The organism is Ornatilinea apprima (assembly GCF_001306115.1).
In the GTDB taxonomy this organism is placed as follows: Bacteria; Chloroflexota; Anaerolineae; order Anaerolineales; family Anaerolineaceae; genus Ornatilinea; species Ornatilinea apprima.
In genome coordinates this window covers 62,801-78,172 of sequence record NZ_LGCL01000040.1, presented here as the reverse complement: position 1 = coordinate 78,172, position 15,372 = coordinate 62,801, and the positions used below count along the sequence as shown (strand labels likewise).

The following is a 15,372-nucleotide window of genomic DNA, read 5'->3' as shown; positions in this document are numbered from 1 at the left end:
ATCCAACGGCGTCCCAATTAACGCCGCAGGCCGCTTGATTGTACAAACGGCCTGCGCACACTTTCATTGAAAGCGCCAATTGTCCCTAATGCACAGCTTGCCTCATTTCTTCGCAAACGCCATCCAGCACATATCCCACGTCTGCCTCACTCATCATGGGGTAAAGCGGCAATGTCAGCTCTCTAGCGGCCACTTGTTCTGTTTGCGGCAGCTGGATTCCCGGAAAGCGCTGTTGGTAATAACTGAATAAATGGATGGGCGGGTAGTGAATACTGGTCTGGATGCCCCGTTTCCGCAAACCGGTGATTAATTCCTGACGGTCGGCGGCCGCTGGCAGCAGAATGGGAAACAGATGGCACGCCGGTAGGCAAGCATTGGAAAGGAAGGGCGTTTCAATGCCAAAGAATTCTCCTTCCGATAATCTTTGGCGGTAAATATCGGTAAGGTAGCGCCGCCGCGCATTGTTACCCTCCAGCTTACGCAGCTGCGCCAGCCCCAGCGCCGAGCGGATTTCATCAATACGGTAGTTGTAGCCCAGCGCCATCACATCGTAGGTGTAGGCGTGCCCGCGGTGGCGGTCCCAGGTCAGGCTGGTCATGCCGTGCGAGCGCAACTGTTTCACCCGCTCCGCCACGTCATCCCGGTCAGTTACAAGCATCCCTCCTTCGCCGGTCACCAGGTTTTTATTCGAGAAAAAGCTGTAACAACCTACGTCTCCCCAGGTACCTACATGGCGGTTGGCGAATACCGCGCCGGGCGCGTGAGCGGCGTCTTCAATCACAGCCAGCCGGTTCTTGCGCGCAATCTCCAGAATCTCTTCGATCTGGCAGGCATACCCGCCATAATGCATCATGATGATGGCGCGGGTTTTCGCGGTGATCTTTTTTTCAATCTCCTGCGGGGAAATTGTTAAGTCGTGGTTCCCGAAAATATCGGCAAAGACGGGATTCGCCCCGCAGTATAGCACGCAGTTCGCCGTGGCCACAAAAGACAACGATGGTAAGATCACCTCGTCGTGTTCGCCAATTCCCAACGCGAGGCAGGCCAGGTGCAGCGCCTGCGTGCAATTGGAGACCGCCAGGGCGTGTTTGGCGCCCACATATTGGGCAAATGCCTGTTCAAATTCCTGGGTTACCGCGCCCATGGTCAGCCAGCGGCTTCGCAGCACGCGCAGCACAGCTTCCTCTTCCTCTTGATTAAAATCAATATCAGCAAGCGGGATCTTTAATTCCATTGTCTTCACCAATTCCCTCAATCCATCTTGTAATTTTGCAGCAGCGCAGATGATCCAAGTGGTTTTTCGGCGTGGCAGTATTTTTCTCCCAGAATTTCAGGTTTCAGCTTCTCAAAGTCTTCGACAGCGCGTTCATAATCATCGATCCGTCCCAAATCCATCCAATACCCATCGAAGGGAAAACTGGCTACTTTTTCACCGGCGCGGATGCATTTCAAAACCAGGTCAGGCAGATCGAGATATTGGTTATAGGGAATATAGTCCATGATACGCGGCTCGAACACATAGATGCCCATGCTCACATAAAAGTGATAAACCGGCTTTTCAATATAGTCGGTGATATCAAAATCGGAATTGGAGATAATCACCCCCAGGTCCACCCGCACATCGCGAGAATGTGCCGCGATGGTCGCGATGGCGCCTTTGCTGTGGTGATATTCAATCAAATCACCAAAACACAGATTGGTAAGTACATCCCCGTTGGTCACCAAAAAGGTCTCATCCAGGCCTTTAATCAAGGAAAGCGGCCCCGCCGTTCCCAGCGGGTGGTCTTCGAGGCTGTAACGAATATTCAATCCGAATCGCTTGCCATCCTGAAAGAATGCGCACAGCAATTCTGCCAGATGACCCACCGTCAGCACCACCTCATCCACGTCGTAACGTTCCATCTGGCGCAACAGCACTTCCAAAATGGGCATATCCCCAATGGGAATCAGCGGCTTGGGAAGAATTTTCGTAAACGGCGCCAGACGGGTTCCTTTTCCACCAGCTAAAACCACAGCCTTCATGCGAACCTCCTTTTCATGTCATACCTGATAAAGATCAGGCCGGTAGCGATTCAGGTGCTGCTCAATCCATCCAATCGTGTGCTGCAGACCTGTTTGTAAATCCACCACCGGCGACCAGCCCATTCGCTCTCTGGCCAGACGGTTGTCCGAGATCAAGCGCATCACTTCCGACTTTTCTGGCCGCAGGCGCTGCTGGTCTAAACGGATTTCAACTGGCCTGCCAATTAATTGAATGATTTCCCGCGCCAGATTTCCAATGCTGACATCACTGCCCACACCGAGGTTAAAGGTTTGTCCCTCAATTCCGGGAATACTGGCGGCGCGCAGAAAGCCGCTCACCGTATCAGACACATAAGTGAAATCCCGGCGCGCTTCCAGGTTTCCCAATTGCAGATAATCGCGCGTCAGCGCCTGACAAATGATGGTTGGAATCACCGCCCGGGCAGACTGGCGCGGGCCGTAGGTATTAAATGGGCGCAGAATCACCACTGGGACCTGATAAGCGCAATAAAAACTTTCAGCCAGTTTATCGGCGCCAATTTTGCTGGCAGAATAGGGCGATTGGCCCTGCAAGGGGTGGCTCTCTGCAATTGGCACGGTAATCGCCGTGCCATACACCTCGCTGGAAGAGGTATGCACAATCCGCTCGATGCCATTCTCCCGTGCCGCCATTAAGATATTGAGCGCGCCCATCACGTTGGTTTCCACCACCTCCACCGGGTGAAGGTAGGAATAGGGGATCGAAATCAGCGCACCCAGGTGAAAGAGAATGCTCACGCCACGCATGGCCTGGCGGACGGCGTCATAATCACGCAGATCGCCGCTCAGGATTTCCACCTCTTTGGACGTTTGCTGCGGCAAAAAAGCCAGCAAACCGGGATCGGCGCGGGAGTTATAGCGCACAAAAGCGCGCACCTGTGCTCCAGCTTTAACCAGTGTTTCAATCAGATGGCTGCCGATAAACCCTCCCCCACCGGTTACCAGGATTTTTTTTCCTTCAAAAAATTGCTGCTCTTCAGACGAGACTTGCATTGGTAGACCTGTCCTTCCAGCCGATCTTTTCTTCTCCTCGGCTGCCTATAACTGGTTTTTGACCAAACGCGCATTCATCCGTGCCCGCACGTGAAGTTGATTTCCTCCTATCTGAAATGGCTCATCCAGCGTTTTGTTAATTCGCCGCATCACTGAGCGCACGCTCTTTTGATCTTCAATATTCTCTAAAATGATCGCAAACTCGTGTTTACCCAGGCAGGCGAGAGTATCACTCTCGCGCAGGCTGTGAGCCAACCGCGCCGCCGATTCCTGAAGAATGGTCTGCTCCCTTTCTTCAAAATTCGGGTCGCGCTTTGCCTTGCTGCCATCCAGATCAATATGCAATACCGCCAGGCCGGTATGCGCACGCTTCGAAACCGCCAACGAATGATTCAAGCGATCCTCAAAAAGCTGTTTATTAGCCAGCCCCGTGCAGGGTTCGAAAAAGGTGACCGGTGCGATGCTTGCCTGCCGCGCATCCACATTCTGACCGCCATCCAATAATTGCTGGTGGATCAGGCGGATTAACTTCTCCACAAACACAATCCTCACCGCCGGAAATTCCCTAATTAACATTCTCAGGGTATGGATTTCGGCCCTGGATTCAGGCCAGGTTACCAGAATGAGTCCAATATCATGCTTGCGTACCAGTTCTGGAACATCTTGAACGCGGCCGATCAGTGGGCAGCCTTTTACGCGCATGCCCAATTGATTCAACCGGTCATCATCCACTATTCCCACAATGGTGAAGGCAAAGTCAAGGCGCTTGCGGCGCAGCAGCCAAGTCGCCGATTCCATGCCTTCCCCCGCCCCCACGATTAAGACCCTTTCTCCCATCGCGGCGGCGCGCCCGCGTAAAGATAACCAGCAGTTCGCCGCGAAAGTGATCATGCGCCAGCGATATCGTGCTGCCACAAAACCAACCTGTTCGAGAATTCCGATTGTAAGCAGCATGGCGGATGGAATAGAGGGAAAGGGAGGCCACTTCAAAAGAGAATGCAGCCCGCTTAAGAAGAGCGTAAATACCATCGTTGCAGCGCCAGCCAACACCAAACTCACTCCATCCTCAAAGGTGGCCGTCGACCAGCCCGTGCGGTTCAAACCTGACAGGGCATTAATCCCGCTGAACAAAAGCGAAAGCACCACCGCCAGCCCGCCGACATGGATCAGGTCAAAGGCCGCATAACCCTGATCCCTCCAAAGCCACGCCACACCACCAACCACCACCAGTGATGTCAGCAAATCGATAAAAAACCAGGATAAATAACGTTTGATGACGCGTGAAATCAAGCCGGCAAACAGGTATTCTTCAGGCACCTTGGTTTTGACAATCTTGGGAAGGATAATCGCGAACGTCCAGAACAGCACGTCCAGATCCGACCAAAAGGTGCGATTGCGGACGTACAAGCGGTCAAGGCGCATCTTGTCTGGCAAGATTGTGTTGTAATAATCCTGCATCAGGGAATCGGATGAAAGCAGTTCCTCCTCATTGTGGTAAAGAATGCTTGCCGGGCTGGTAATTCCAGGCTTCACCGAGAGGATGATTTCTTTAGACTCGCGCGGCCAGTTTTGCACGATTTCCGGGTCTTCCGGACGCGGACCGACCAGGCTCATCTCTCCCTTGAGCACATTCCAAATCTGCGGTAGCTCATTAATTTTTGTATCGCGCAGCCAGCGTCCGAACGGGGTAATACGCGGATCTTCTTTGCAGGTCAGGCGCGGGCCCGCGTAACTGCTGGGACGCTCGTACATTGTACGGAATTTCAACATGCGAAAAGGCCGCCCTCCTAAACCAATCCGAGGACACCAATAAAAGACCGGGCCGGGCGAATCATGCAAAATCAGGAAGGCCAGAATCCCGAAAAAGGGAAGCAAAACGAGCATTCCAAGCAACGCGCAGAAGACATCAAACACGTCCTTCACAAACAAGCCCGCGCTTGAGGTAATTATGAAGCGATTCTTTGAGCGAGTATTAACGGCCATTCGATCCCAACCATCGGTCGTTCTTATAACAATGCGGTGCTAAAATACCGTTCTGCGCGGTCTGGCAGCACCGTTACAATCCGGTTCTTGCCGTTATCCATTTGCAGCGCGGCAAAAATATTCGCTCCTGATGATGTTCCAACCAACAGGCCTTCTTCCCGCGCCAACCGTCGGGTAGTGTCAATAGCGTCTTTATCCGAGACAGAGAACACCATATCAATCAAGCCCACATCCAGCACCTCGGGCACGAAACCATCTCCAATGCCCTGAATCTGGTGCAGTCCAGGTTCTCGGCCCAGCAGTGAAGTGGCATTGCGCGGCTCCACCGCGGCAATTTTGATCTCCGGTTTTTGGTCTTTCAAATATTGACCAACCCCTTGCAGGGTGCCACCGCTGCCAATGCCGGCTACAAAGATATCGATCTCGCCGCCTGTGTCTTGCCAGATTTCCGGCCCAGTTTGCAAATAATGCGCCCGGGTGTTATCTGGATTTTGAAACTGGTTGACGACAAAGTATTTATCTGGCTCAAGCTTCGCCATTTCCTGCATCTTTTTCACGCAGCCCGACAGATTTTCTTTGGCTGGAATCAGAATGGTCTCTCCTCCCAGTGCCTCAATGATTCGCTTACGTTCTTCGCTGACATTGTCTGGCATTACGCAGACCACCGCAAACCCACTTTGCACGCCAGCCAGGCACAGTCCAATGCCGGTGTTTCCAGATGTGGCTTCGATCACCACCATTCCTGGCCGGAGCCGCCCCTCTTCAACGGCTTTATCCAGGATAAATTTCGCCACACGGTCCTTAATGCTGCCCCCCGGGTTAAGAAATTCCGCTTTCGCGAACACTTTTCCCGAAGACATTCGCCGCAGGATGACCATCGGCACGTTGCCAATCACGTCTAGGATGGAAGAAACGGGCATAAGAAGACCTCTCGGCTACACGAAAAATTTCATTCGGATATCTTATCCAACCATTCCTCGCGCCAGAACAAATAACAGCGGCGGTCGCAACGGCCAAATACGGGGGTGCCTTCGCAGTGAATATTTTCTAGCAGTACAATTCCCCGGCATTTTTTTACCTTATAATCCCGCTCGTCCAAGAATCGCTGCATGGACGTTAAAACGCGCTGCGTTGTTCCGCAGTACTGCCACATATTTTCCAAAAACGCGCAGCCCCTTAACTCATGCCAACGATCCAGGGTCGCCTCAATTTCTTCTCGCGAGCGTACACGCACCCAATCCCCAGCAGCCAGAGACACAGCCAAGGCCGGAGCCTGCTTACCAACAGAGGTCGGCACGCCGGTGTCTCCAAACAGGGCAGCCGACATGCGCTTGAGCCGCTTTTTTACAACGTAATTCCATGGTTTGGCTAAGCTGCGTTTGATCCAATTCTTGAGCGACAATGGGTCCCCCTTTACCTGGCCTTCCGACATCCGTGGCAAACTATCTAATTGACAATCTGTGATCGAATCAATGGGCATTTTTAATCACTCCTTTGCCAGCACATCAGCCGGCCTTTTTTGGAGGTGATCCGGGTTGCCTGCGGCCTGGAAATTGCTTACCTTCCAACCTTCCAGGCATGTTGGCCAATCTTGTTTTTCGATGGGGTGCCGGCCGCTCAGATAAAAATGCAGCATCCCTTCCGTTTTGGAAACAATGTGACTTTCCGGGTAGCGCTTCACTAGCTTTTGAAGAATCTGATGGCTGGCTTCATTGGCGAACGGAACGAGCAATGGGTGAAAAACGACCCGCTGGCGGACAGGTAAGGCCGAAAAACCCATGCGGAATTTGAACGTGTTGACGCTTTCTGGCGCATCCAGTGAATGCAGCGAGAAAAACACGCGCCGGATGCCGCTGCTGGAAATCATTGCGCTGGCAGAAATATAAAACAAAGCGTGGTTGACATGCCTATCCATATATTTGTGAAGGCTCTGCGCGTAGGGCACGTAAAACGTATCCCCCACCCGCACGGTCAGCAGAGAAGCAGCCAACTCACCATCGACCATCGCCCCCCACGCTTCAAAGCCGGGCAAACCCTGCGCGGAAAGGCAGATGCGCCGCCACTGCGCCTGGCTCATGCTTCGCAGGCGGCCCTGGCGCTTAAGCGTGTCGTATTGCAGAAGCCAACCCTCTTCAGCCAGACGGGTCAACGGAATCGGCTCTACATGGCAAGCGCACAGTCCGCGTTGGATATTGGTGCGGCTCTGGTGGGTTAAGTTTTCCAGTAAATAGGGTCCGTTAAGAATCACATGGTAGCTGACCATGCCCTGCGGCGCGCTGAGCGGTGTGGAATAGCGCAATGCCGCGATGCCCCGCCCCAGCATCAAGCGGCGCAATTCCGCCTCGGAGGGTTGAATCACCTCGCCATAAGGAAACGCCTGAAAAACTCGCGGACCGGCATTGTACCAGGCGCCGCTCTCGCTCCGGATGACCTGATAACCCTGCCGGCGCAGCCACTCAGCAAAATTTTCCTCATTCATAGCGCCACCTCACTTCTGAACCTGATAAAGTTCAAGGGTCTCGTTAAACATGCGCTCAATCGAATAGTGATCTACGACACGCTGCCGGGCCGCTTCCCCACAGCGGACTGCCAGGGCGCGGTCTTGCCACAGGCGCTGGACGGCCTCAGCAATCTGATCTGGCCGCCTTGGGGACACCAACAATCCGTTGACTTCATGCTCAATCAGTTCTGCGTTGGGCAGGATAGTGGTGGTAATAATCGGTTTGGCAGCCGCCATGGCCTCCAACAGAGAAATTGACAGCCCTTCCCATAACGAAGGACTGATGAACATATCTACACCTGCCAGAAAGGTGGGAATATCTTCCACAAAGCCCAACAGTTTTACCCGTCCTGCCAGCCCCAGCGAATCCACCAGCCGCTCCAATTCAGCCCGCTCCTGTCCCTCGCCCGCGATCAGCAGCGTGAACGGGGTTTCGGGTTGGAGTGTTTGAAAAATCTTCATCGCTTCAATCAATGTCTGGTTATCTTTTTGCGGTGCCAGCCTGCCCGTATTCCCAATCAGCAGGTGTCCATCTGGGATTCCAAGCCTCCCGCGAAACATTTCTCTGGCGCCATTTTGGCAGGCCTCGAAAAAGGGCTGCGGATTGATTCCATTACAGATCACCACCAGCTTCTTCGGCGGGGCAATGTGCAAGTCATACGCCTGGCGCTCCACGGCGTGGCTGACGCAGATGGAACAGGTGGAAGCCGCGACTGCCAGGTATTCGAGGGGAGTATAGATGATCCTTTGCAGCGGTGTAGAGAACTCTGTTACCGTCCAACCGGCCTGGTGATGCACAATCACGGGTACACCCGCCGCCCGCGCGGCCAGCCTGCCCACAAAACCAGGTGTGGCTGTGTAGGTATGAACAACATCATAGCGGGTGCGCCTCAGCAGTTTGATTAACTTGGAGAAAGCCTGCGCATCTTTAAGCGGAGAAATATCGCGCGGAATGAGAATATCTTCTATCACCTTCAGCCCCGGAATCTCCTTCAGCATGGCAACCCATTGGGGGTTGGTTGCCAGCACATCCACCTGCCAGCCGTTGACAACGAGGAATTGACACCAGCGCAGAATCAAATACCCTGCCCCTCCATACGGTGAATCGCCGGTAATCTGAAGCGTCTTTCTCATCCGCACCTCCTGGCTGGTCGGGCGCCTAATGCAGTAGTACCGTCTCTTCGTAAATCTTACGAACCGTTGCAAACAGTTCCGGATGACGGCACAGCGTATCATTGTATAGGGAATTAAATGACCATACATACCACATCGCGCCGTCAACCCCTGCTTCGTATACAATCCGGGCTATTTCTTCCATTTCATTCGCGGTTGGCACACGGTAACCGGACTCGGCGCCGGCAAAAGCCTGCATATACCACACAATTTTGCTCTTCGGCGCGCGCTGCCGGGCGGTAGAAAGATCGGCAGCGATGCGCGCCCGCAATTCGTCCTGATCAAATCCATCCTGAGTCACGGGGTAATACCAGGTGGCGCAATAATCACAAATACCGTCCGCGAAAGCCGTCTCAGGCGAGTAATCCGTCCAAAACCGCATGCTGTCCACGGCTGAGAAGATGGGCACGTTTCGAATCGCTTTGATCTGCGAATACAACTTTTGCTGCTGAGAAGTGGTGTAACCGCAGCCCCAGCACTCCTGCCAGTAGGGTTCGTTGAAAACATACACAGCAAACAGCGCCTCGTTCCCAGCCACCGTTTCCAAAAAAGAACGCGCCTGTTCATCAATCACCCACTGGTCTCCTTCCCAGGTCCAACCCTGCGGCCACAACCAGGCGATCACGCGCAAACCGGCATCTTCTGCCAGGTCAAGTTGGGCTTTCCAGCTGGCGGGCGAGCCGTCATGCGCGAAAGTCTGGCCAATCACTTCAATACCCAAGCCGCGCACCGTTTCAAAATCCTTCGTGGGCACAAACTCCATTCCATAAAATGGATGAGGATGCAGGCTGCCCTGATCATCGGTTGGATGGGGTTGGGATTCTTGATCCTCTGGCAAGGTGGATGGCGGCGCAGGGCTTGTTCTCACCGGCCGCGGAGATGCGGGCGAGGCAGGAATCGGCGCGGATGTTGGCGTTGCAGTGGGGGATAGAATGGGCGTGAAAGTCGCGGTTGGCGTTGGCGAGCGAGGCAAAAACGGCGTGCATGAGTTGGTGGCAGAAGCACTACCTATCGGGTTCGCGCTCATTATGGCGGGTTCAATCGGTGAAATCTGTTGCAGCGGAGCAGCGGGGCGTACGCAGCCGCCAAAGGCAATGATGACCAATCCGGCCAGCGCAATCAGCAGGGTGAAGACCTTAGCCATTCTCTTCTCCTTGCTTTGTGACCGGCCCATCCGAAAAAGCCCAGGCGATCCCCAGCAGCACCCATAGATGCCTCCAATGGATCGAATCAATGACCACGCTGTTAACCAATTGGCCAATCAGAATCGCCAGCAGCACCTGTGCGGATAGTGCCCTGCGTGAACCATCCATAACTGCAACTCTGCGAATCAGCGGCCAAATGGAACCAACGATCACCATTCCCAACGACACCAGACCCAACAACCCGTGCTCGGCCAGGGTTTTTACATATAGACTGTGCGCGTTCGGCCAGCCAGCCGGACCCACACCAAGCGGTTGAGTAAGCCCAGCAATCAACCCCTGGTACTGGTTTCCGAAACGGGCCATGTCGTAATCTTGCAGGCGCATGTGCGCAGACACAAAGGCCGCCATTTGCGAAGACTGTAAAAAGAACACCGCTGTAATTGCCAATGCAAGCAGCACTGATAAAACAATCACGGCTGAACGGGGAGCTTCTTTTGCCAACATCCATGCATAAACCCCAATACTGAGAACCAGGCTGACCCACACCGCTCGCGAGAGAGAGTAAACCGCCGTAAATCCCAACAGGAACGTCAAAACCCCATACCCAACAATCCGATACCAGCGCCCCTTGGAGTGAACAATCCTGTCCATCGCGATCATGGCAGCTGATGCCATATACGCACCAAAAACGTTCGGGTCCTTAAAGAACCCCACCCCTCGAATCGACCAGCCGACCATTGACGAAGCAAACCCTAGACCTAATAGCCCCAAGATGACCAGCACCGCGTTGACCGTCGCGCTGACCAGATAGCCGGCCAGAAGAATATGGATCGCCTTTTCATCATGCCCATACAAACGCACAAACAGAAAGAGAACCAGCAAATAGAAGGTGATCAGCATGAACCGCCAGCTCGCCGGCTGGGCGGCCACCCCTACCATGGAGACCAGGTTGGCCAAAATAAAAATCCACAATCCCGATAGCACCAATACATTCTGCCGGACATTGAATAATTCCAACTTTCCCCGCGCCCAGCCGATGGCCATTACCACCAGCAACAAATAATCAAAAGGCGCCGGCTCAATGCGAACAAAGCCGATCAGTGAAAAGCACAACCAGACCAACACCTCATACGCAGTAAAGCCCACTCCCACCAATAATATACAGCCTGTCAGAAACGCCAGACTGAACCAAGCCGGGTAGCCGCTCTGCTCTATCACGGCGATGATCCATTGAGAAAAAACTGCCAGGAATCCACTGGCCAGCATCGCCGCAATGGCAAACCAGGTCATCCATTTCTTACTGCCAGAGACGAATTGTCTGATCACCAGACAGGCTCCTTTTCATCGCGCGCGGATTCGCAGGGACGATTTGGAAAAACTCATTCTTTCGCGCCATACCTGAAACTCATCAATTTTCAATAACCAGGCAGCTATCGTAAAACTGGAACCGCCGAGCAAAACAGCCAGAACAATTTGTAAGACCGCCTCCGTCCACTGCCAGGTCAACTGCAGTTTCAATCCCTGGGTCATCAAAAGATTCGCGCCCGTCAAAAGCAAGAACATAACCCCAGACGCGATAGCGGATTTAGCCACCACCTCCACCAACCCATTCAGCTTGAAGGTGGGAATGCTTTTCTTCAGCCGCGCTAAACCTAGAACACAAGCCAGTGTGGTGGATATTGAAATAGACATCGCCGCGCCGCTTGCGCCAGCCACCCGCACCAACACCGCGCCCAGAAGCGCAGTCGCGGCCCAATGAAAACCATTCACCAAAACCAGCGCCTGCATGTCGCCCATCGCGCAATACACACTATTAATCAACATTAACAACGCCACCGCCGGCAGGCCCAGCGCGAAAAAGGCGAGTAGATCAGCCGTCAGCGCCGAAGCCGCTGCATCAAACGCGCCTCTTTGGTACAGCAACTGAACCAACGGCAGCCTCAAGAACACAATCCCAACACTGATTGGAATTCCAACCAAAACCAGCATGCGAAAGGTATCCAACATGGTTTTTCCCAGCAACCGCAAGTCTTTGTGCGCCACCTGCTGCGACAGGGTAGGTAAAATTGTGGTCTGCAGCGGCAGCACCAGAATACCCACCGGCAGCAACATCACCCGGCTGGCATACACCAGTGCGGATACAGACCCGGCGGGCAGGTTGGAAGCCATAAGGTTGCCAAGCAGCAAGGTAACCTGCGTGCCTGCGTACGCCGCGAAAATGGGCAGTACTCGTTTTTGAACCAGACCAAGACCGGCTGACTGATCGCCTTTACCAGTCTGAAAGGAACTGATTTTCCGACTGGCAGGGACCTGCACCAGCAGCCGCACAACAGCCGCCAAAACCGTCGCCCAGGCCAGGCTGATCATTCCCAGCCGGGCCGCGAAAAACAACGCGGCAACCAGTAAAACCAGGTTGTAAGAAATGTTGCCCAATTCTGGTATCAGAAAATGACGGTTTGCCTGCAGAATGCTGGTGCACCCTACGGTAAAGCCCATCAAAGCAACCGCCGGAGACGCCACCAGCATCAGACGGCCCGTCGCTTGCAAGAGCGGGTCAACACCGCTCTGCAAAAGCAATGAGCTGAAAGCAAAACCGACCAATCCCACGACAACAGACAACCCCAGTGATGCAGCCATCGCCAGGACCACAAATCCATAATGAAAGCGGTTCGCCGCGCGAGGCCCCTCATGGATATGGGAATTCGTCCAGATGGGGATGAAAGCCACGGAAAAACTGGTAATCAAAAAACTACCCGCAATTAACATCCCATTCTCAACCAAAAAGTAAGCATCAGCGTCCAGATTGACACCAAAATGATGGGCGATCACCATTTGAGTTAGAAAGTTGGTGGCGCGTGTCAGCAGGGTCGCCATTCCTAACAAAATGGTTGCTTTCCAGAGCGGTGACTCCTCCCTCATTTTTTCTTGAACCATGGCGTTTTTACCCAATACTGAAGAACATCAAACCATCGCTGGGCTGACGGGCGCTCCTCCTCTCCACTTTCATAGCGATATGCTGAATGCTGGTCACGCGGCACACCATTCAGAACCACCCCAATTAAATTGCCTCTCACCTGACGCAAATTCTCCTCTGCTTCTCTCAACATTTTTCGGGTGGTCATACCCGAGCGGGCAACAAGCATCGTCCCATCCAACTCCCCGGCCAAAATTATTGAGTCCGCGACTGAAAGGATGGGTGGGCTGTCGACCAGAACCAGGTCCGCCTGCTGCGATAATTTTTCCAGCAGGATGGTCAATTTCTTCGAGTTCAACAATTCTGAGGGATTGGGGGGCAGGCTGCCGCTGGTCATAATCTTGACCCCGGCTTCTTTGGTCGTTTTCAAGTGATCCGTTCCTTTTCCAGAAACCAGCGCCTCGCTCAGCCCATTTTCCTGATCTACGCCAAATATACGGTGCAAACTGGGCAGGCGCAAATCCGCGTCAACCACCAGAATTTTCAAACCCAGGCGCGCCAAAGCCAGCGCCAAGTTGGCTGTAACAACGGATTTTCCTTCGGCCATGCCCGGACTGGATATGAGCAGCGTGCGGATGGGGTTTTGCGCATTTACGGAGCAGAGATTTATTGCCAGAGTACGAAAATCTTCTGCCACTTTGGAGCGGGGATGGACATCCATTTCCAGGCCTGAATCGCCGTTTTTTTGAGCGTCAATACAACCCAGGAGATTCAGTCCCATCTTGCTGGTCACATCTTGGCGAATTCTCACCGTTTCATCAAGCTGGTCAAGCACAAAAGCCGCTCCGATTCCCACCGTACCACCCAGCAGGGCCGCCAAAAGCACATATAACAACCTGTCTTGTGTGGGCCTGTCTGGTATGGAAGGTTGAGCAACAACCATCACTGAGTTGGAAGCCTGGTTGGCATTTTTTCGCAATTGCTCCATTTGGTCGTACAACACCTGATAATCCTGCGAAAGCTTCGTTTTCGCGGATTCCTCTTTGATCAGGTCTGCCTCGATTTGCGCCTTTTGGGCCGAAATGGTCATGATTTCGGCCTGAGCCGATTCAATCTGCGCCGAAAGCTCATCCATTTGCTTTTGAAGGGCCTGCATACGGTCGGTGTATGGTCTGGCAAGCTGCGTTTGCGTGGTTTGAACGATGTTTCTACCAATCACTTCAACCAGCGTCTTTGCCTGGGCAGCAGAGGGGTCATCCACCCGCAGGCGCACGAGCTGAGTGCTGGGGATCGGCTCGAAATAAACATCGTTGGCGAGGTCATCAGCATCCCGATCCAACCCCAACTCATCAATTACCGCCTGCATATACGACTCGCCGGTCCAGATTTCTCCATACGCCGAGGCCACCCGGGCGCTGTTTGTAACTGTTGAATACGTCCCCTGGCCAATAATCAACGAAGGATCAACCAGAAGCGTCAAATACGCTGAAAATCCTCGGGAACCGGCTGCTTCTTTAACCACAGCATCTTCAACGATCTGGATTTTCTCTGCGATCTGATCCGCTTGAGATTGAGCCACAAAATAGCTTTGCTGCAGGAACTGATAGTCACCCCGGTCAAGGTCAATCTGGCTTTGTAAGTGAACCATTTTTGACCCGTGTGCAATGCTTTGAGAGCTGAGGCTATCTACCCTGGCTTGATTCGCGCTGATAAGAGTCGTCTGGCTCTCCATTTCCGCCTGCAGGCCGCTGATCGACTCCCCAAATTTCTCTCGCTCCAGCAAGCGCACATGCTGCACAAATTCGTCTGCGATAGTCTCTGCCAATAAAGCGGCGTTTTGTGGAGAAGAATCGCGCACGCTCAGGCGGATCAATTGGGTATTACTCACCGGTTCAGCGGAAACCCGGCGCGCCAGGTCCTCCGGCTCCAGATCCAGTTCCAGCCGGCGGATGGCAGTCTCCAAAATCTGCTTTTCCACCATCAACTGGCTGTAGGTGAACGCTAGCTGCTCCCCGGCGATGATGCTGCTGTAATCATCCGTCACCAATCCTGGCGAGGGTTCGATTAATAAAAGGGTGCTTGATTTATAGGTTGGCGGAATCAGAAGAATGACCAGGCATGCAATCAACGTGGCAATCAGAACACAACCCAACACGATCCGCAAGGATGGTGAATTCCAATTGGCTAACCATTTTAGCCCCACGGCTTCTCGATTCGAAAGCATTTTTGTCCCCTTTTCTTGTGAACAATCTTAAAAGGTTGACACCTCAGTTTGGGGCATAGGGTTTCACTAGTATAATTAAATGCGTACAGAGGGTGCTTGACCGTGCCCCGAGTCAACTGCTTCGACTGGCTGCAACCGGTCGAAGCAACTCATTAAAACCAAAAAATCCCCGAAGAAATCGCTATAAAACCACCCTGAGCGCTGGTTTCATTGTACATGATGATCGTGGCTTCCCCCGCTGTAGCAGGCCACTTCTCCAATGTACGATTTACTTCAAGGATTTTTTAAGTTGTCTATATAACACTAACCATCCCATTTCAGTATAGCACGTTGAAAAATCCGCGTCAATTAAATCTTTTAATCTTCAATTTTGCATGTT

The 15,372-nt window shown here is 53.1% G+C and carries 12 protein-coding genes; all 12 read right to left on the bottom strand.

Annotation, left to right across the window (positions count from 1 at the left end; genetic code table 11):
* Positions 1–85: 85 nt before the first annotated feature.
* Genes ADN00_RS16315 through ADN00_RS16260 form a run of 12 tightly spaced genes read right to left on the bottom strand, consistent with a single transcriptional unit; the run spans position 86 to position 14,993 of the window.
* Positions 86–1,234, bottom strand: coding sequence for a DegT/DnrJ/EryC1/StrS family aminotransferase (locus ADN00_RS16315; protein WP_075064076.1), 1,149 nt, complete (start codon positions 1,232–1,234; stop codon positions 86–88).
* A gap of 17 nt (positions 1,235–1,251) precedes the next feature.
* Positions 1,252–2,022 carry a sugar phosphate nucleotidyltransferase gene (locus ADN00_RS16310; protein ID WP_075064075.1) on the bottom strand — a complete coding sequence of 257 codons (771 nt, stop codon included), beginning with the start codon at positions 2,020–2,022 and terminating at the stop codon, positions 1,252–1,254.
* An 18-nt stretch (positions 2,023–2,040) separates the two neighbouring features.
* Positions 2,041–3,054 (bottom strand): SDR family NAD(P)-dependent oxidoreductase, encoded by a 1,014-nt coding sequence (locus tag ADN00_RS16305; protein ID WP_075064074.1) that lies wholly within the window; start codon positions 3,052–3,054, stop codon positions 2,041–2,043.
* A gap of 45 nt (positions 3,055–3,099) precedes the next feature.
* Entirely contained in the window at positions 3,100–5,037 is a 1,938-nt protein-coding gene (locus ADN00_RS16300) for a sugar transferase (RefSeq protein ID WP_075064073.1), read from the bottom strand.
* A gap of 23 nt (positions 5,038–5,060) precedes the next feature.
* Positions 5,061–5,957, bottom strand: coding sequence for a cysteine synthase A (cysK, locus tag ADN00_RS16295; RefSeq protein WP_075064072.1), 897 nt, complete (start codon positions 5,955–5,957; stop codon positions 5,061–5,063).
* Positions 5,958–5,986: 29 nt separating this feature from the next.
* Complete coding sequence (locus ADN00_RS16290) at positions 5,987–6,517, bottom strand: hypothetical protein (RefSeq protein ID WP_075064071.1); 531 nt, start codon at positions 6,515–6,517, stop codon at positions 5,987–5,989.
* Between the two features lie 6 nt (positions 6,518–6,523).
* On the bottom strand, positions 6,524–7,516 hold the full coding sequence (locus ADN00_RS16285; protein WP_075064070.1) for a hypothetical protein: 993 nt from the start codon (positions 7,514–7,516) through the stop codon (positions 6,524–6,526).
* Between the two features lie 9 nt (positions 7,517–7,525).
* Positions 7,526–8,671, bottom strand: a complete 1,146-nt coding sequence (locus tag ADN00_RS16280) for a glycosyltransferase family 4 protein (protein WP_075064069.1) — start codon at positions 8,669–8,671, stop codon at positions 7,526–7,528.
* Between the two features lie 25 nt (positions 8,672–8,696).
* A complete protein-coding gene (locus tag ADN00_RS16275) occupies positions 8,697–9,854 on the bottom strand; it encodes a hypothetical protein (RefSeq protein WP_075064068.1) in 1,158 nt (385 codons plus the stop codon).
* Positions 9,847–11,181, bottom strand: coding sequence for an O-antigen ligase family protein (locus ADN00_RS16270; RefSeq protein WP_152966394.1), 1,335 nt, complete (start codon positions 11,179–11,181; stop codon positions 9,847–9,849). Before ADN00_RS16270 ends, ADN00_RS16275 begins: the two co-directional genes overlap by 8 nt.
* A gap of 15 nt (positions 11,182–11,196) precedes the next feature.
* On the bottom strand, positions 11,197–12,789 hold the full coding sequence (murJ, locus tag ADN00_RS16265) for a murein biosynthesis integral membrane protein MurJ (protein WP_082390264.1): 1,593 nt from the start codon (positions 12,787–12,789) through the stop codon (positions 11,197–11,199).
* Positions 12,771–14,993, bottom strand: coding sequence for a polysaccharide biosynthesis tyrosine autokinase (locus ADN00_RS16260; protein ID WP_075064065.1), 2,223 nt, complete (start codon positions 14,991–14,993; stop codon positions 12,771–12,773). The genes murJ and ADN00_RS16260 overlap by 19 nt, the downstream gene beginning before the upstream one ends.
* Positions 14,994–15,372 lie beyond the last annotated feature (379 nt).

Coding starts and splice junctions, on each gene's coding strand:
- ADN00_RS16315 (WP_075064076.1), bottom strand. CDS start 1,234: ATGGAATTAAAGATCCCGCTTGCTGATATTGATTTTAATCAAGAGGAA.
- ADN00_RS16310 (WP_075064075.1), bottom strand. CDS start 2,022: ATGAAGGCTGTGGTTTTAGCTGGTGGAAAAGGAACCCGTCTGGCGCCG.
- ADN00_RS16305 (WP_075064074.1), bottom strand. CDS start 3,054: ATGCAAGTCTCGTCTGAAGAGCAGCAATTTTTTGAAGGAAAAAAAATC.
- ADN00_RS16300 (WP_075064073.1), bottom strand. CDS start 5,037: ATGGCCGTTAATACTCGCTCAAAGAATCGCTTCATAATTACCTCAAGC.
- cysK (WP_075064072.1), bottom strand. CDS start 5,957: ATGCCCGTTTCTTCCATCCTAGACGTGATTGGCAACGTGCCGATGGTC.
- ADN00_RS16290 (WP_075064071.1), bottom strand. CDS start 6,517: ATGCCCATTGATTCGATCACAGATTGTCAATTAGATAGTTTGCCACGG.
- ADN00_RS16285 (WP_075064070.1), bottom strand. CDS start 7,516: ATGAATGAGGAAAATTTTGCTGAGTGGCTGCGCCGGCAGGGTTATCAG.
- ADN00_RS16280 (WP_075064069.1), bottom strand. CDS start 8,671: ATGAGAAAGACGCTTCAGATTACCGGCGATTCACCGTATGGAGGGGCA.
- ADN00_RS16275 (WP_075064068.1), bottom strand. CDS start 9,854: ATGGCTAAGGTCTTCACCCTGCTGATTGCGCTGGCCGGATTGGTCATC.
- murJ (WP_082390264.1), bottom strand. CDS start 12,789: ATGGTTCAAGAAAAAATGAGGGAGGAGTCACCGCTCTGGAAAGCAACC.
- ADN00_RS16260 (WP_075064065.1), bottom strand. CDS start 14,993: ATGCTTTCGAATCGAGAAGCCGTGGGGCTAAAATGGTTAGCCAATTGG.